General features: G+C 44.1%; 13 protein-coding genes and 1 riboswitch. All 13 genes read right to left on the reverse strand.

Annotation, left to right across the window (positions count from 1 at the left end):
• Positions 1-26: 26 nt before the first annotated feature.
• The 13 genes from JMN17_RS06285 to ftsA all read right to left on the reverse strand — a co-directional run bounded on the left by JMN17_RS06285 (position 27) and on the right by ftsA (position 15,145).
• Positions 27-299: a YggT family protein gene (locus JMN17_RS06285; protein WP_087992128.1), complete on the reverse strand. Its 273-nt coding sequence runs from the start codon at positions 297-299 to the stop codon at positions 27-29.
• Positions 300-305: 6 nt separating this feature from the next.
• Positions 306-764 carry a cell division protein SepF gene (gene sepF, locus JMN17_RS06290; RefSeq protein WP_141113407.1) on the reverse strand — a complete coding sequence of 153 codons (459 nt, stop codon included), beginning with the start codon at positions 762-764 and terminating at the stop codon, positions 306-308.
• Positions 761-1,453: a YggS family pyridoxal phosphate-dependent enzyme gene (locus tag JMN17_RS06295; RefSeq protein ID WP_087992129.1), complete on the reverse strand. Its 693-nt coding sequence runs from the start codon at positions 1,451-1,453 to the stop codon at positions 761-763. The genes sepF and JMN17_RS06295 overlap by 4 nt, the downstream gene beginning before the upstream one ends.
• A 6-nt stretch (positions 1,454-1,459) precedes the next feature.
• A complete protein-coding gene (pgeF, locus tag JMN17_RS06300; protein ID WP_087992130.1) occupies positions 1,460-2,296 on the reverse strand; it encodes a peptidoglycan editing factor PgeF in 837 nt (278 codons plus the stop codon).
• Positions 2,297-2,458: 162 nt separating this feature from the next.
• Complete coding sequence (locus JMN17_RS06305; protein WP_003232153.1) at positions 2,459-2,704, reverse strand: YlmC/YmxH family sporulation protein; 246 nt, start codon at positions 2,702-2,704, stop codon at positions 2,459-2,461.
• Positions 2,705-2,786: 82 nt separating this feature from the next.
• Positions 2,787-4,067 (reverse strand): acetylornithine deacetylase, encoded by a 1,281-nt coding sequence (locus JMN17_RS06310; protein WP_087992131.1) that lies wholly within the window; start codon positions 4,065-4,067, stop codon positions 2,787-2,789.
• 85 nt (positions 4,068-4,152) lie between these two features.
• Positions 4,153-4,254, reverse strand: a riboswitch (TPP riboswitch).
• Positions 4,255-4,266: 12 nt separating this feature from the next.
• Positions 4,267-5,061 carry an ABC transporter ATP-binding protein gene (locus JMN17_RS06315; RefSeq protein WP_087992132.1) on the reverse strand — a complete coding sequence of 265 codons (795 nt, stop codon included), beginning with the start codon at positions 5,059-5,061 and terminating at the stop codon, positions 4,267-4,269.
• A 147-nt stretch (positions 5,062-5,208) separates the two neighbouring features.
• Positions 5,209-5,991 carry an RNA polymerase sporulation sigma factor SigG gene (sigG, locus tag JMN17_RS06320; RefSeq protein WP_003221449.1) on the reverse strand — a complete coding sequence of 261 codons (783 nt, stop codon included), beginning with the start codon at positions 5,989-5,991 and terminating at the stop codon, positions 5,209-5,211.
• Positions 5,992-6,130: 139 nt separating this feature from the next.
• Positions 6,131-6,850, reverse strand: a complete 720-nt coding sequence (gene sigE, locus JMN17_RS06325) for an RNA polymerase sporulation sigma factor SigE (protein ID WP_003221446.1) — start codon at positions 6,848-6,850, stop codon at positions 6,131-6,133.
• 62 nt (positions 6,851-6,912) lie between these two features.
• Positions 6,913-7,842 (reverse strand): sigma-E processing peptidase SpoIIGA, encoded by a 930-nt coding sequence (spoIIGA, locus tag JMN17_RS06330; RefSeq protein WP_202327736.1) that lies wholly within the window; start codon positions 7,840-7,842, stop codon positions 6,913-6,915.
• 194 nt (positions 7,843-8,036) lie between these two features.
• A complete protein-coding gene (locus JMN17_RS06335; protein ID WP_087992133.1) occupies positions 8,037-12,338 on the reverse strand; it encodes a S8 family peptidase in 4,302 nt (1,433 codons plus the stop codon).
• Between the two features lie 300 nt (positions 12,339-12,638).
• Positions 12,639-13,787, reverse strand: a complete 1,149-nt coding sequence (gene ftsZ / locus JMN17_RS06340) for a cell division protein FtsZ (protein WP_087992134.1) — start codon at positions 13,785-13,787, stop codon at positions 12,639-12,641.
• Positions 13,788-13,822: 35 nt separating this feature from the next.
• The gene (ftsA, locus tag JMN17_RS06345) at positions 13,823-15,145 is read right to left on the reverse strand and encodes a cell division protein FtsA (RefSeq protein ID WP_087992135.1); all 1,323 of its coding nucleotides are present in this window, start codon (positions 15,143-15,145) and stop codon (positions 13,823-13,825) included.
• Positions 15,146-15,298: the final 153 nt, after the last annotated feature.

Below are 15,298 nucleotides of genomic sequence, written 5' to 3' on the forward strand. Positions count from 1 at the left end.
GCCAAGCCCCCTATCAAACTGTCACTTTAAAACGCAATCATGCGATAAAGCCCCCACAAGCCAGTTGTCGCAAACCGAAGCACAAGAATAGCCACGATCGGAGAAATATCCAGCATTCCGATTGGTGGGATGATTTTTCTGAATGGCTCGAGATATGGTTCACAAATCGAAGCTAAAAAACGCCCGACAGCTGTTTCCCTCGTACTCGGCACCCATGACATAAAAATATATATGATCAGGGCAAATGAGTATATTGTGATTAATAAGCTTAAAACCGAAAAAACTTGATAAAGGATCATCTGGCTTTACCACCTCTGATGTTCGTCTTCAGATATGAGCTCAGAAATTGTGCCTGATACATCTACGTTGTCAGGCGTGCAGAGGAAAATATCCGAGCCGATTCTTTGAATGTCGCCGCCGATGGCATAAACGGTTCCGCTTAAAAAGTCAACAATCCGCTTAGCCTGGTCATGCTGGATCCGCTGAAGATTGACGACCACTGCCCGCCGGTTCTTCAAATGGTCGGCTATTTCCTGTGCCTCCGCATAAACGCGCGGCTCACTCAACACCACTTTAGAGGATTTCTGAACACTTTGCAAGCTCACTACATTCTGTTTGCCCGCAGGTTTATGAGCAGCGTAAGCCGGCTTTTCTTTTTGCTCCTGCTGCTCTTCGTCAGATTCCCGCTCTGTCTCAATATATTCATATTCGTATTCTTCATCTTCCATTGAGAAAAAGTTTTTCAGTTTATTTTTCATACTCATTGCTGTACACCCCCTGTTTCATTTCCGACTAACGATGAGCCGATTCTAATATAAGTAGCCCCTTCTTCAATTGCAATTTCAAAATCATTTGACATGCCCATCGACAGTTCTGTACACGGAGCGTTCGGCTGTTTCAGCTCCTGAACCTGATGACGGAGTTCTCTCAGCGATCGGAAACAGCTTCTGACCTGATCTTGCTCATCAGTCAGCGGAGCCATTGTCATCAGTCCGGCCACAACGATATGTTCGAAACCGGAAAGCTCCTGTATGAATGGTATGACTTCTTCTTTTTTCATGCCGTGTTTAGAAGGCTCAAGAGAGGTATTGACCTGCACAAAGCACTTGACAGTACCTTCAGCCCGTTTTTCAATTTCTTTCGCTAATGAGAGCCGGTCTAAGGAATGGATATAGGAAACCGCATTGACAACGGCTTTTGCTTTTCTTGATTGCAGACTGCCGATAAAATGCCATTCCGGATTCCCTTTTATGATTTCCTGTTTGCGGAGCAGTTCCGCATCCCGATTCTCTCCGAGGCAGGTGATGCCCGCATCCACTGCCTCCTGTGCTCTTTCAGGCGATACATATTTTGTGACTGCAATAACCGTAACTTTATCGGAGCTGCGGCCCGATCTGTTACATGCTTCGTTTATTCGTTCGTTTATATGTCGTAAATGATCAACAACACGCAAGATCTTTTATGCCTCCTTCATTCCGATAAAGGACATCATCCGTCCAGTTTTCCCCTGATCACGGCGGTGAGAATAGAAAAGAGACGGCTCACTTTCCGTGCATAAACCGCTGACAGAGATCTGTTCAGTTGCCAAACCGCTGTCGATCAGTATAAGGCGGTTCAGCTCTTTCAGATCAAGCTGATATTGTGCCTTTTCCGTCTGATTAACGGCACGTCCTGCCGAAACCGGCAATGCCCGGACAGCATCCATGACACGGTCGTCTACCGTATAGCATGCTCCGCTGATAGACGGTCCAATAACAGCATAGATATCCGATAAATTTGACCCTTCCTGCTCGGTCCATCGCTTCACCATTTCTCTCCCAATCTGTTTGACAGTGCCTTTCCACCCGGCATGGGCGACCCCGACAAGCGATTTAACCGGATCATAGAAGAAAAGAGGCACACAATCAGCAAAGCATAATGCCAAAAACACATTCTTGTCCTTTGTGTAGAGCCCGTCCGTTGCTTTCAGAGCCGTGTGATACTCACGGGCGCCTTTTCCCCTATCTCTCTGCGTCACTTTTTGAACGCGATTATCGTGTGTCTGATCAGCAAATACCCAAGACTGCAAATCAATATTAAACATATCGGCAATATATTCGCGATTTTTAACTACATCTGCATCTTTGTCATGAACGTGCAATCCTGTATTTAACGATTCAAAAGGCTTTTGGCTGACACCGCCGTTTTTCGTAGTAAATCCGGCAATGACTTCTCTGTTGTTTTGATTCGTTTGTGTCCAGTCTTGTATCATGAGTGTCGAGGGTGTGGTAAGACTGAATGGGTGATATGTATTCATGATGATCCAACCTTTCGACAAACATTTAAAAAAGCGGAATTTCCCACTTATTTTACCACATCTTTCTGCATTCGTTGAGCGCCGATTTGCATATTTCTAAATGAAATGTGCCGGAAGAAACGAGACTTCCGGCATTTTCCAATCAGCAACAGACAAGCAGGTTTATGCATGCGGTTCACTTAATCGGACCAAGATCACATCTTCCCCGATTTTTACTATATTTCGCCATGGAATGACTAATTCCTCTTCTTTTCCAAAAAATCCGAGAACCTTCCCATTCCCCCCTAATATGATCGCCTGAATTTTACCAGTAGTCACATTGATATCGATATCGCCAATGCTCCCCAGCTTTTTCCCGTTTGAGACATTGACAACATCCTTCACCTGAAATTCTGAGATGCTGATCATTCCATCACGTCCTTTTTCCGTCCTTTTTTCAAGTATATGAATGGGCGGGCTGAACCTTGTCAGCAAGAAAAAATTTTCATGGTTACTGTTCTTTTTTACCGCTGCACCATCTAATGATAAAATCGAGCATGATTTTTGTGTAATCCACCAGCTGCTCAATCGATACCTCCTCGTTCACAGAGTGTGCATTGTGCAGATCGCCAGGACCGTAGATCACGCTTGGAATCCCGGCATTAAACAGCCATCCCCCGTCTGTAACGGATTGAGAAACGTCAATAACCGGATGCTCCCGTTTCACTTCCTCATGAGACGCTGTAAGCGCTAAGACGCCTGGGTGGCTGGGGTCAACTTCCAGTGCCGGAAAAATTTCTCCTCTGTCTTCAATCATAGATGAGCCTCCCCACTTAAAAACAGGACGGTTTTCCCTAAGCCAAATATCACTGTCGCTCAACCGGTTGATGTAATCTTCTATTTCAGCTGCCACTTGGTCATGGGTTTCATTCGGGTAAAAATGGACCGTAATCCACAGCCGGCACTCGTCCGCTATAAAAGCCGCATGTCTGCCGCCTTCAATAACAGCCGGATTAATGGTATTTGTGCCGGGTTTAAAGCCATGGTAACTTTTCATAATGGACCAGTGGCGCTCAAGTTCACCGAGTCCCGCAATGATTTTTGCCATTTTTTCAATTGCGCTTGCCCCGAATGTGCCTCCTCCTGCGTGAATCATATTCCGCCTCGTCCCATCATGAAACGTTTGACTGCTTTTGATTTCGATCCAGCCTGTAATGACACCTCCTTGGCCTTGAATATGCATATCGCTCGTATCCGCGACAACTGCAAAATCAGCATGATAGCCCCTCTTGCAGCATTCAAGCGTGCCGGCTTCTCCGACTTCCTCCCCAATCACCGATTGCAAAATCAAATCACCGGGAAGTTCAATGCCGGCTTCACGAATCAATTTGACCGCAAACAGCACACACGCCAACCCGCCTTTCATATCTGAAGCGCCTCGTCCGATTAAGAAACCGTTTTTTTCAATTGGGTGAAACGGATTATGCTCCCAATCCTCATTCTCTTTTACCTCTGCAACATCTACATGGCCATTGATGATCAGGCTATGATAACCGGCTGAATCCATTCCTCTAAGAAGACCCACTACATTAGGATCTCCCGGGTACACGTCCCATTTATCGATCGAGAATCCCATGTCATGTAAAAACCCTGCAATCCATGACTGGACGCCGTCTGTATTCCTTGCAGGCGGAGCAGGTGTCTGATAAGAAATCAGCGTTTTTGCAAGCTCAATCAGGTCCCCCTTTTGATCTTCCGCCTTTTTGATCAGAGAGTCTATTTGTTGATTCAATGTGATCCGCTCCTTTCTTAAAAATCAAAAAGCCGTTTCATATGTTATGAAACGGCTCGATAAAAACAGACAGAGTCCTATGTACTCCGCTTTTTCACCGCTTCCCTCCGCTGGCATGATCCAGATCAGGTCAAAAGGGTTGAGACAATGTCTCTCTCAGCTTCGAAAAGCACCCCTAGGATGAGTCTGTATGTGTTTGTCAGGCATTTGTTATCGGCTCGGCTCTTGTTAAAAACGGCCGACCCTGATTCCATAATACATGGATTGGCGTATCAAAAAAAGCCGAGAGTATGTGATCAGTAAGCATTTCTTTTATTTCTCCGGATTTAAAGACCTCTCCCTGTTTTAACAAAAGGGCTTTGTCAAAGACCGGCAAAATTTCTTCCGCATGATGAGTCACATAAAGGATCGATGGCGCATTTTCTTTGTTTGCAATGTATGTAATCGTGTCTAACAGCTTTTCCCGGGCAATAAAATCCAGCCCTGTGACCGGTTCGTCCAGTATCAGCAGCTCCGGATCCGCCATTAGCGCTCTTGCAATCAAAGCTCTTTGTTTTTCTCCTTGAGAAAGGGTTTCATAGCGGCGGTCGGCATATTCAATCGCTCCCAAGTCCTCTAACAAACCAATCGCTTTTTCCCTGATTTCCGCACTTGGTGTTTCATATAATCCAATTGAAGCGTAAGCGCCGCTCAAAGCAATTTCAAATGCTGAATCTGCCGGATAAAATTTTTGCTGAAGAGCCGCTGAGACGAGGCCAATTTTCCGTCTGAGCTTCTCCCCAAGCTCTGTTTTGCCAAATTCATGGCCAAGCACCTGCATCTTGCCCGATGTTGGGAAATAATATGAGCAAAGCATATTTAACAGTGCGGTCTTTCCGGCGCCATTCAGTCCGTAAAGCACCCAATTTTCCTTTTCTTCCACCCTCCAATGGATATCCCTCAGTATCCATTTCCCATTTCGTTTTAATGAGACATTGTCAAGCTGCAAAATCATCGTGGTCCTCCTCTTTACTGCCTTCTATAATTATTTAAATTTTCATAAAACTTCGTACGAACTAGGATACCTTATTTTTTCCAAAACGTAAACCGTCCGAAATCAATAGAAAGCCTTTAAAACAAAAATTGTTTTAAAGGCTTTACATTATTGATGGATATTCTTATTCATTTGTTTGATAGCCGCTTTTTCAAGCCTGGACACCTGCGCTTGGGAAATCCCGATTTCCTCGGCTACTTCCATTTGTGTTTTCCCTTGGAAGAACCGCTTTCGCAAAATCATTTTTTCCCTATCATTCAGTCTTCTCATGCCCTCTTTTAAAGCCAGCTCTTCAATCCATTGTGAATCTTTATTGCGCTCATCACTAATTTGGTCCATCACATAAATCGGGTCTCCGCCGTCGTTATAAATCGGTTCAAATAGAGAAACCGGATCCTGAATGGCATCAAGCGCAAATACAATTTCTTCATGCGGTACTTCAAGAACTTTTGCGATGTCTTCTGCAGTCGGCTCCTTGCTTGTCTCACTGATTAACCGCTCTCTTACTTGAAGTGCCTTGTAAGCGATGTCCCGGAGTGATCTTGAGACACGAATCGGGTTATTATCGCGTAAATACCTGCGGATCTCTCCGATTATCATAGGTACAGCGTATGTTGAAAACTTAACATTGTGGCTTAGGTCAAAATTATCAATGGATTTCATTAGTCCGATGCAGCCGACCTGAAATAAGTCATCAACATACTCTCCTCTGTTATTAAATCTTTGAATGACACTTAAGACAAGACGCAAGTTCCCGTTTACAAGCTTTTCTCTCGCTGAATCATCGCCTTCATCCTGCAGCTGCCTAAACAGCTTTCTCATCTCTTCATTCTTGAGTACTGGTAATTTGGAGGTATCCACCCCGCAGATTTCGACTTTATTTCTCGACACTTTTTTCCCTCCCTACAGGAGCTGCTGTACAACGTTAAGTATCTCCTTGGGTGGGAAAAATATGCACTGCACTCAGATCGAAAAACAGTCGAATTCAGGAAATCCCTGTAAAATCAAGGGTTCTATACTATAAAAAATTTTACACCATTTTGTTGAACTCTTTTCTCAATCTTTTTATTATTCTTTTCTCCAGACGTGAAATATAAGACTGGGAAATTCCCATCATATCCGCTACATCCTTTTGGGTCTTTTCTTCTTCGCCGACAAGCCCAAACCGCAGCTCCATGATTTGCTTTTCCCTCTCATTAAGCTGTTCAAGCGCTTTTTTCAAAAGCTTTTTATCTACGTTAGCTTCTATGTCTTTTGTGATAATGTCATCGTCCGTGCCGAGCACATCAGAAAGCAAAAGCTCATTGCCGTCCCAATCAATATTAAGCGGCTCATCAAAGGAAACCTCTGACCGGATTTTGTTGTTTCTTCTTAAATACATCAGGATTTCATTTTCTATACAGCGTGAGGCATAGGTCGCCAGCTTGATTTTCTTTTCTGGATTAAACGTATTCACAGCTTTGATTAATCCGATGGTGCCGATGCTGATTAAATCCTCTATATTAATTCCTGTATTTTCGAATTTACGGGCGATATAGACGACCAGACGCAAATTGCGTTCAATCAAAATGGCGCGAGCCGCCTGATCGCCGTTTGGAAGCTTCATTAACAGAACCTGCTCCTCATCTTTAGATAATGGAGGAGGCAGGGCTTCACTCCCGCCTATGTAATAGACTTCATCACTTTTCAGCCCAAGTTTCATCAGCAGCTTATACCAGAGGTGCGTCAATCGCAATTTCAGTTTTTTCATCTTCCTCTCCCTTCTAAATGTCACGTCGTTTGAGTATGATAAGTAACGGACATTTGCGAACATTATGAGACGTGTTTGATGGCCTTGCCCGAGAGCATTTTAGGATGAATAATGGCGTCAAACTCGCCATCTGCAGATAGCTTTGTTGTGCTGATGCCGATTAAGCATTTATCCGCAGAAATCATTTCTTGTTTTGTCATAATCGTTACGTGATCCGGTTTAACGCATAGTAAAAATTGATTTTGCTGACCTACTCCTCTGTATGGAATCAGCCTCATTTTATCCAAAAAGCGAAATGAATCATCGAGCTGCTGAGTGGCTTCCAATGGATCTGTGTTTCGAATGATCATCGTTTCGGCTGCTCCGAAAATCGGTTCCAGTTTATCAAGGTGAATAATCATGACAGGCGTTTTAGTAAGCGGATCGTACAGCTGATTACCGGAATCAACCAGCCCTCTGACATGAAGCGTTTGGCCGCCCAAATCAGCCTGTACGCTGACTCGTTCCTCATATTGAATGTTTTTTGTTTCAATCTCTTCAATTCTTCTCTTAGAAAAAAACCATAACACTGGAAAGCCAGCAACAATAAACAACCAGCTGATCGGGTCTCCAAACCCTGTTTGATTCGTCATCATGACACCGTTTCGAACAACGGAATTGGTCTGCAGCAAAGAATGGGCTCCAATCATTCCTCCCCCCATTAAAAAAGTCGCAAAATAAAAGGAAAACAAATTTTGAAAGAAATAACGAAATCTTTTAAAGCCAAATGTCACCATCACAATAACAACTGAAAAAGCCAGCTTACCAGCCGGATGTTCAACGATCGGCGAAAAAGGAGTAAACATCAATAGAACAATACTTGAACCGATGAACGCTCCGCCTAGCAGTCTTCTTTTTTTCACATGCCGTTTTAAAATAAATGCCGTGAGCAAAAGCAAAAGTGCATCAAAGCAAAAGTTCAATAGCCAAATGACATCTAAATAGATTTTCACATCTGACTCCTTTCTTTCTTGCATCACGCTGTTCCCCTTCTTGTTTCATAAGTATAAATCAAGCTCTGTGGGAAAGTCTGTCAATTAATGTTGAGAGGAAAATACAATTTTTCAGGGATTACTGCTTAATTTGTCGAGGGAATAAATGAGAGTATACATAAAAAAAGCTGCCCTTGACGGCAGCTTTTTTACACTTAATTTCCAGTATTGATATAGAGTTTTCCGTTCGCTGTTTTTCTTGTTTCATTTCCATAATCATCACGTACAATCACTTCTACTTTTGCTCCGTTTGCTTTAATAGAAGAAGTGGCTGTCCAATAGCCTTCATATCGCCCCGGAGAAATTTCTCTTAACGGGAGCTCGGTGGCGTTTTGCACACTCGCTCTTGCATTTGTCAGCGGCATACGAATGACAAACGTTGCATCCAAGTCTTTAGCGCTTGAGAAAGCGATTTTCACAGATTCACCGGCTTTTAAGATTTTGTCCTCTCCCGGGATCAATCCGGAGATGACAGGCTGGTCATAGTTGACATCAATGACAGCCTTTTTCTTCGTTTTGTTGCCTGCTAAGTCTGTTGCCGTCACCTTGATTTCATTGCTTCCGTTCTCCAAAAGAATACGGGCTGAGTATGAACCTTCAGATACTGTTGCTTTTTTGCCATTCACTTTGACTTCTTTTAGATTGTCATCGGATACAGACCCTTTGACAGTCAGCGCTTCTTTATTTATTTTCTCGCCATCCTTTGGATTGTCCAGCGTCAATTCTGGCTTGTCTTGATCAAGCGTGACCATGACAGGGCTGGAAGCATCCGTAGTCCCATTGTCTGTTGATGCCGTGGCCGTCAGCTCATTTTCACCCTCGCTGAGTGATACGCCTGCCTGAAACGTGCCATCCGCCGCAGCTCTCGCCTCTCCTGCTTCTTTCTTTCCATTATAAATGTGTACCGTTGTTCCCGGAGAAGCTTTTCCTTTTACGGTGACGTTCTCCTTATTTGTGTATGATTTGTCTGCCGGTGAAGTGATCTCAGGTACAGCCGCTTCATAATCAACTAATGCGCGGATCATATAGTTGCCGTCAGCTTCGTCACCCGGCTGCCATTCTCCGTCTATATACTGCCAGTTGCGGCCGGAATTCTGACCGGTTTCATCCATTGCCAGACCTGGTGAATATGGATCTGGTTTCGACTGGATATATACGAGATAAAAATCTTTATCGACCATAATCCCTTTTGAACTGAGATCTACCTTGGTCCATTCGCCATTGCGAAGGGCTTCAGCGTTAAATGGCCCGGCAATTTTCTTGCCCGGTGCGCCATCTTCTCCTGTAGCATCGTATACCTCAACCTTAAACTCTGTGCCGCCAGGATCAGGGAACTCTGTATCCCAGAATCTAAACAGTCCTCCTGTAAGCATGCCTTTGTCTTTGCCGTCAGCCAATGTCATTTTGACAGCCCATCCGTTACCGGCTGCAAAATAGGAATTGGCATTCTCCGCCGTTCCATCATCATATGCAATCTCACCCGGATAACCGACGAAAGGCTTCAGTACAGTTTCCTTCACAACATTACCTTTTAAATTAACGGAAAATTCATCGCTGTAATAACCTGGTGCAGCGACTTTAATCGTATAGGCGCCTTCATAGGCCTCAAGCGTATATTCACCTTTGTCATTTGTTGTAGCCGGTTCAACCGCAGCATCCTCCACAACATAAACAGAGGCTCCTTTTACCGGCTCTCCTGTCGTTTTATTGATGACCGTGCCTTTTAATGTGCCCTTCTTCATTTCTTCTAACGTAAAATTAGCTGGTGTCGTCTGATCTGCCTGCAGAGAAACCTTTTGTGTTTTCGATTGATAACCGTATGCTTCTGCCATAAGCGTATAGTCTCCCGCTTTGTGCGTCAGCGTGTACTGCCCTGTGGATTGATCTGAATATGTTGATTTCCCTGTTTCCATAACACTGACTTGCGCCCTGAGCGGCAAAATTTGAGGCTGTATCTCTTTACTCTGGTTTTTTACCGCTGTGTTTGCAGATGGCTTAGCTTTTTTCGGATTCACTGGCTTTTTCTTTTGCTTTCCAGACGGCTTTTCAACACCCAGCTTATTCTTTTTGGCTGTTTTTCCGGCCGATTTGTCAGAAAGCACTACATCATCAATGTACCAGCCCTCTTTTGCAATGCTATCATCGGATTGAAGATTAAACATGACTTGAATGTTTTGACCTTTATAAGCGGATAAATCAATTTCTTCGTCCATCCAGCTTGATGTCTTTCCATTATAGACGCCAGCCTGCTCCCAATTCTTCTCACCTTCAGGCAAAACAAAAACATAGCCATAATCAAAATCATTCTCTAAATTGTGCCAGCTTTTAAATTGGAGAAACAGGTTTCCTGAATCCGGCACTTTAACAGGAGGCATCACGAGATTCATGTTTGCTGAGTTGCCATAGTTTCCTGCCAGGTCTGTTCCGTATACTTTTTCTCCGGAAGCTGCTGTATTTGGGCCTGCTGACGGAACTCCCCACTCCCAGCTATTATTTGTGCCACTCGCAATCCAGCCGCCGGGTTCAGTTTCAAAGTCCTGCTTATAGCCCGCCGTGATGCTTGGTTTCACTGTTATATCATATGTGTCAGACTCAACGACATGGCCGCCAAAATCCTGAATCATCCACTTATAGCTTAGTGCAGCTCCTTTTACGTTTGGGATCTCCGCCTGATACGTTCCTTTCAAGTGATCTCCGCTGATTCGTTTAGCCGTTACTTCAGTCCACTCGCCTTGATCCAGCTTATAGGACAGTTTGACAGATGTCACACTTACATTGTCTTCAGCTGTCAAAGTCAGCGGCAGGTTCGCGCCTTCATAGGCTTCTGTTACTTTCTCATGCTGATAGACAGGAGGCTCTTGATCATCTCCCTCTACAGAGACCTGTCCTTCTGCTTTTCCTAAACCATCTGTAACAGCTGATACAGCGTCAAAAGCGTTCACCAAACCATGGCCGTATCCGTTATTCGGAGAATCGGGAAATGTTGAATCCGTCAGCGGTTCAGCCGTGCTGGTTAAAATATCCTCCATCTCATCAACAGAAAGTGAGGCATCCGCCTGTTTCAGCAATGCAGCAACAGCGGACACATGCGGTCCTGCCATTGATGTGCCGTCCCATCCGTCCTCATATGTCTGGCCGGGAACGGAAGAGCGAATATTAACGCCAGGTGCAGAAATTTCCGGCTTTATTTCATCATATGGAGATGGCCCTTGGAGAGAAAAGTCAGCAAGCTTTTTGTTAATATCAGTCGCTCCAGTTGCAAACGATTCCGGATAGTTTGCTGGGTTTGCGATAGAACCAGGCCCGCCCGGAATAAAGATATCTGTATTTCCCGCTGAAAACTCAGGGAAAATATCGGCCGCACGCCAGGCATTGACCATGTCTCTGTACCACTCATCAAGTCCTGAGCCTCCACCCCATGAGTTATTGACAACATCAGGAGCCATTTCCGGGTGAGGATTTCCATCTGCGTCCTTTGGAGCTAAAACCCATTCACCGGCTTCCAAAATGTCAGCATCAGTGCCGCCATCTTCGGAGAACGCTTTAACAGCAATCCATTTTGCGCCTGGCGCTACACCGATTTGATTTGTTCCATCGGGTTCTGATCCCACCATCGTACCTGTCACGTGGGTTCCATGAGCCAAATCATCATAAGGACTTGCTTCGCCTGCTACGGCATCATACCAGTTCATTTCATGATCCGGCTCATCAGGACTTTCCGGATTATATCCACGATATTTCTCTTTTAAAGCCGGGTGGTTCCATTCCACACCTGTATCAATGGACGCGACAACCGTGCCAGTTCCGTCATATCCAAGTGCCCAAGCTTTCGGGGCGTCGATTTGGTCTACATTCCATTCCACACCGTCAGTTGCTTTGACAGCTTTTTGCGCTTTTTTCATATTAAATGGAGAGGATGATTTAAACAGCTGCCGTTTCTCATTTGGAAGCACCTTTTCCACTTCGGAGAACTGCGCCACTTTTTCCATCACTTCTTTTGAAGCATGAACAGCGATCCCATTCACTACATAATAAGAGTGAATTTGGTCTGCATTCCCCTTGTTTTTCTGGCTGTTCAAGTATGTTAAGACATCTCGCTGGGATTCATCGGCTGTGACTTTTAAAGATGACACCACGGCCGAACGCTTTTGATATTCCGTCTTAGCGGCAGTCAGCTTCTTCGATTTCGCTTTTTTAACAGCCGCTTTTGCCGCTTTTTTTGTGTCAGCTTGATCTTTAAATTTAATCAGAAAGGTCGTTTTTTCTTTCTTTTTAAAGCTTTTCTTTAATGAACTCGAGATCTTGTTTTGAATGGATTCAGCAGATTGAAGCTCCTTTTTAACAGAAGCTGAGGCGCTTTTGCTGCTTGCTCCGGCTACACCCGGAAAAAGCATTGAACCAATGACAACCGTACTTAAAACAGAGCTGATGAGTCTGTTTTTCGTTTTTTTCCTCATTTTTATCCCCCTTTTTCAACATGCTTTGAAAAAAAATGTCATCCCTCCTTATAAAAATGAATGGTTTGTCAGAACATCGCTGTACGTTAACTGTAGACAATCTCTATTACAGATATTGTCGTTTTATGTCACCTTATTTCCATAATTATGAAAACGATAAAATTGTCACGGGATTTAAATGAGTCTAATGGCCTGATTTATTTTTATGTGAAGGAAGGCATAAGGAAAAAGACTTTATATAGAAGAAATGTTTTGGAGAAAACAAAAAGGACAAAATCGAAAACGATTTTGTCCTTTACATTAGCCGCGTTTATTTCGGTTTCTTAAGAATGTCGGGATGTCAAGCGTATCATCAGCCGGCTGTGAGGTATGACGGCTTACTGTGTTTTGTTGCTGAGGCTCCTCACGTTTTGGCTCACGCTTTGGAGCACTTTGATTATTTGTTTTGATGCTTTGGTTTAAGCTTGGACGCTGAGATTTCGTCACGTCCTTCTCTTGTTCAATGAAACCAGTCGCAATCACTGTCACCACAATCTCGTCTTTTAGATTTTCATTGATAACAGAACCGAATATCATATTTACGTCTTGGTCAGACGCAGAAGCGACAATGTCTGCTGCTTCCTGAACTTCATACAGGCTGAGATTTGTGCCCCCAGTGATGTTCATGAGAACGCCTTGCGCACCGTCAATGGCCGCTTCAAGAAGCGGGCTGGAGATTGCCTTTTTCGCTGCCTCTGCCGCGCGGTTTTCTCCAGTTGCAATACCGATACCCATCAAAGCAGATCCTTTGTTTGACATGATTGTTTTCACATCAGCAAAGTCAAGGTTGATAAGACCAGGTGTCGCAATCAAGTCTGAAATACCTTGAACCCCTTGGCGGAGTACGTTATCCGCTTCACGGAATGCTTCAAGCATCGGCGTGTTTTTATCAACAATTTCAAGGATTCGGTCGTTCGGGATCACGATCAGTGTATCCACCGCTTCTTTCATTGCTGTGATTCCGCCTGCAGCCTGAAGCTGTCTTTTGCGCCCTTCAAATGTAAACGGTCTTGTAACGACTCCGACTGTTAATGCGCCTAAGTCTTTCGCGATTTGTGCGATAACCGGTGCGGCACCTGTTCCTGTTCCGCCCCCCATACCAGCTGTCACGAATACCATGTCAGCGCCTTTTAATGCTTCTTCAATCTGCTCTTTGCTTTCTTCAGCGGCTTTTTTTCCGACTTCAGGATTCGCACCTGCTCCCAATCCTCTAGTCAGTTTTGCGCCGATTTGCATTTTTACTTCTGCTTTTGACAGGTTAAGAGCTTGAGCGTCCGTATTTACCGCGATGTACTCTACTCCTTGCACTTCATTTTCAATCATTCGGTTAACGGCGTTGTTACCGCCGCCTCCTACTCCGATTACTTTAATTGATGCTAAGCCGTCTATGTTTGTTTCGAACTCCAACATGCTAAATCCTCCTAATCTGCCGAATGACTATCTATCTATTCCCAAAACATGCTTAATAGTTTTTTCATTTTGCTCTGTTTATGATGTTCGGCTTGTGTTTTTTGTTTTCCTTTTGGCCGCTGCTGCACCTCATTTTGGTAATGATGCTGCTCTTGTTCCTCTGATGATGAGACTGCGATTTCCTGTATCGCTTCTTCAGGCATCTTGAAGCCTATTTTTCTGCCTTGGATTCTTGCATTTCGGCAGGCGAATTGGATCATGCCCACTCCCGTCATATATTGAGGATCTCTTACACCGATATAATTCGGGCTTGCCACTCTGACATTGTTTTGCAGCACATCCTGTGCCAATGACATGACACCCGGCATTGCTGCTTGTCCCCCTGTCAGCACGAAGCCTCCCGGCAGATCGGTAATTCCCATACTGCTAATCTCTTCTGAAACAATTTCAAGAATTTCTTCTACTCTTGCTTCAATGATGTTCGCTGCTTCCTGCTGTGTAAATGTTTGTTTTTGATTGGTGCCGATAACGGTTACCTCAAATACTTCATCTTCCGAGGCTTCGTCATAGTAGGCATGTCCAAATTGCTTTTTCACGCGTTCTGCTTCTTCTGTTGACGTTCTCAATCCGATGGAGATATCTTTGGTGATATTTTCGCCTCCGAGTGGAATAACACGGGTAGAAGTCAGATGTCCGTTCTCGAATACGGCAATGGTTGTTGACCCTCCCCCTATATCAATGAGAGCCACTCCAAGATTTTTCTCGTCCTTTGACAATGCAGCAGAACCGGCTGCCAGCGGCTGAAGACAAATATCAGTTATTTCAATACCGGCTCTTTCAACACAGCGAAGCAAGTTATGTAAAATTGTTTTTGAACCGGTGATCAAGGTGCCCTCTACTTCTAAACGCACACCAAGCATTTTTTTCGGGTCGGTGATTTCATCTCTTCCATCTACGATAAACTGTTTAGGAATGACATCCACAATCAGCTGTTCGTGCGGTACTGACACAACCTGTGCCGCCTCCATGACTCGGCGCACATCTTCAACCTGAATTTCTTTATTTTCACTGGAAACTGCTACAACACCGTTTGTATCTTGAATATTGATATAATTTCCATTAACGCCGACAATAGCTTTTCTAAGCGGAAAACCTACCATTCTTTCAGCTTGGTCAAACGCTTTTCTTATAGAATGAACAGTTTCATCTATATCAACGATTGAGCCTTTTTTCAACCCTTCAGACGGTACATTTCCCACACCGATAATATTTAGGGAATCATCTGTCATTTCTCCGACGATCACTTTTGTATTGGACGTACCGATGTCAAGACTGACGTAAAGTTCATTGTTGTTCATTCTATGGCACCTCCTCACATTTCAATCATTTCTATTCTATTATTTGCGGAACAACAATACAATGAATGTGGCTTTACAAGTGTGTAACAAAAAATAACAACGGAATATTCTTTATGTGCTCTTCACATTTTATGTTTATTGAAAATATTCGTT

The organism is Bacillus sp. RHFS10 (assembly GCF_016757475.1).
GTDB lineage: Bacteria > Bacillota > Bacilli > Bacillales > Bacillaceae > Bacillus > Bacillus subtilis_G.

Coding starts and splice junctions, on each gene's coding strand:
- JMN17_RS06285 (WP_087992128.1), bottom strand. CDS start 299: ATGATCCTTTATCAAGTTTTTTCGGTTTTAAGCTTATTAATCACAATA.
- sepF (WP_141113407.1), bottom strand. CDS start 764: ATGAGTATGAAAAATAAACTGAAAAACTTTTTCTCAATGGAAGATGAA.
- pgeF (WP_087992130.1), bottom strand. CDS start 2,296: ATGAATACATATCACCCATTCAGTCTTACCACACCCTCGACACTCATG.
- JMN17_RS06305 (WP_003232153.1), bottom strand. CDS start 2,704: ATGATCAGCATCTCAGAATTTCAGGTGAAGGATGTTGTCAATGTCTCA.
- JMN17_RS06315 (WP_087992132.1), bottom strand. CDS start 5,061: ATGATTTTGCAGCTTGACAATGTCTCATTAAAACGAAATGGGAAATGG.
- sigE (WP_003221446.1), bottom strand. CDS start 6,850: ATGAAAAAACTGAAATTGCGATTGACGCACCTCTGGTATAAGCTGCTG.
- JMN17_RS06335 (WP_087992133.1), bottom strand. CDS start 12,338: ATGAGGAAAAAAACGAAAAACAGACTCATCAGCTCTGTTTTAAGTACG.
- ftsZ (WP_087992134.1), bottom strand. CDS start 13,787: ATGTTGGAGTTCGAAACAAACATAGACGGCTTAGCATCAATTAAAGTA.
- ftsA (WP_087992135.1), bottom strand. CDS start 15,145: ATGAACAACAATGAACTTTACGTCAGTCTTGACATCGGTACGTCCAAT.